The sequence below is a fragment of the Acidovorax sp. 22279 genome (assembly GCF_052045435.1).
Lineage (GTDB): Bacteria > Pseudomonadota > Gammaproteobacteria > Burkholderiales > Burkholderiaceae_C > Acidovorax > Acidovorax delafieldii.
Map to the genome: position 1 here is coordinate 1 of NZ_JBQEOV010000036.1, position 1,451 is coordinate 1,451.

Here is a 1,451-nt window from a genome sequence, read left to right on the forward strand (position 1 = left end):
GGCGGATTCAACCGGTCGTCGCAACACCGGGTTGGTCAGCTGATTTTAGGTAGTCATTCAGCGCCTCTGCCGGCGTCTTCCAACCCAACGTTTTGCGTGGCCTGTTGTTCAGGGTCAGTGCCACAGCTTGAACCTCTTGCTCGCTCCAACGAGACAGGTCTGTGCCTTTGGGGAAGTATTGGCGCAGCAGCCCATTTGTGTTCTCGTTCGTACCGCGCTGCCATGGACTGCGAGGATCGGCAAAGAAGACTTTCACCCCGGACTCAATGGTGAACCGTGCATGGTCGGACAGCTCTTTGCCACGATCCCAAGTCAATGACTGGTATAGCTGGGCAGGCAGCTTCGTCACGGTTCTCATGAGGGCGTTGGCCATGGTGATGGCTCCGTAGCCCGCCAGTGCAGGACCATTCTTTGTTCGAGGAGTCAGTCCATAGCCTTCCTCGCGCGGCAGGTGCACGAGCATGGTGAAACGGCTTGAGCGTTCCACCAGCGTGCCGATGGCCGACCTGTCCAGGCCGATGATCAGGTCTCCCTCCCAGTGACCTGGTACCGCACGATCTTCTATCTCAGCAGGGCGGCTGGAGATCATCACCTCTTCACTGACATGTGCCCACGCCTTGGCTTGCGACCTGGCCCGTGGGACGCGCAAAGCGCGCCCTGTGCGCAGGTAGCTCACAAGCTCACGCTTGAGGGCGCCTCTGCCTTGGATATAGAGCGCTTGGTAGATGGCTTCGTGCGAAATGCGCATGGAGGGATCATCCGGGAAGTCGACAGGCAGGCGGTTTGAAATCTGCTCTGGCGACCAGCCATTGACCCATTTGCGGTCACCACGATGAGGCTTGTTGCGGCCGATGAAAGGCGCCTGTCGAGGTCCGGCCACCTCCCTGCCTTGGGCATCGTGAATCTTGCCTTCCAGGCGGTCTTGGACATACTCGCGCAAACACTGGTTGATTACAAGCTTGGCAGGCTTGGGCCTTCTGGCGACCAGATCGGACTTCCATTGCGCAACTGATGCCCGGTACTCGAGCTTGCCACCTCGGGTCGCAGCGTTGCGAGTCAACTCCCGCGAAACGGTTGAGGGACTTCGACCAATGCGACGAGCTATCTCCCGCACAGTGACGTCTTGAGCTCGAAGAAGTCCGATCTCTTCGCGCTCCGCGAACGACAGATACCTTCCAGATACAGGTTTCGACATGAACAATGGCATGCCGCCACGATGCCGGAACCAGCGCGAGCCCACCGCCGACGATACGCCAATCGCCTCTGCTGCTCTCTCACTGGGGATGCCGGTTGCAATTTGCACCCAGAACTGACGTTCGACCTCTCGCCGAAGCGCAGGTGCCCCTGGAGAGCGCATGGCGTCTCTCCCTGTCAATTGCTTCATCCATCCTGCGGGTCGCCCCATAAGCACCTCCTGGTTGAAGGTGTTGCGACGACCGGTTGAATCCGCC

At 59.4% G+C, this 1,451-nt stretch carries 1 protein-coding gene; it reads right to left on the reverse strand.

Features of this window, described 5'->3' with window-relative positions; genetic code table 11:
• Positions 1-7 precede the first annotated feature (7 nt).
• Positions 8-1,384, reverse strand: a complete 1,377-nt coding sequence (locus ACTJKQ_RS24515) for an IS30 family transposase (RefSeq protein ID WP_440598367.1) — start codon at positions 1,382-1,384, stop codon at positions 8-10.
• Positions 1,385-1,451 lie beyond the last annotated feature (67 nt).

What these genes read in the sequence shown, in the direction of transcription:
- ACTJKQ_RS24515 (WP_440598367.1), bottom strand. Translation starts at nt 1,384, where the DNA reads ATGAAGCAATTGACAGGGAGAGACGCCATGCGCTCTCCAGGGGCACCT.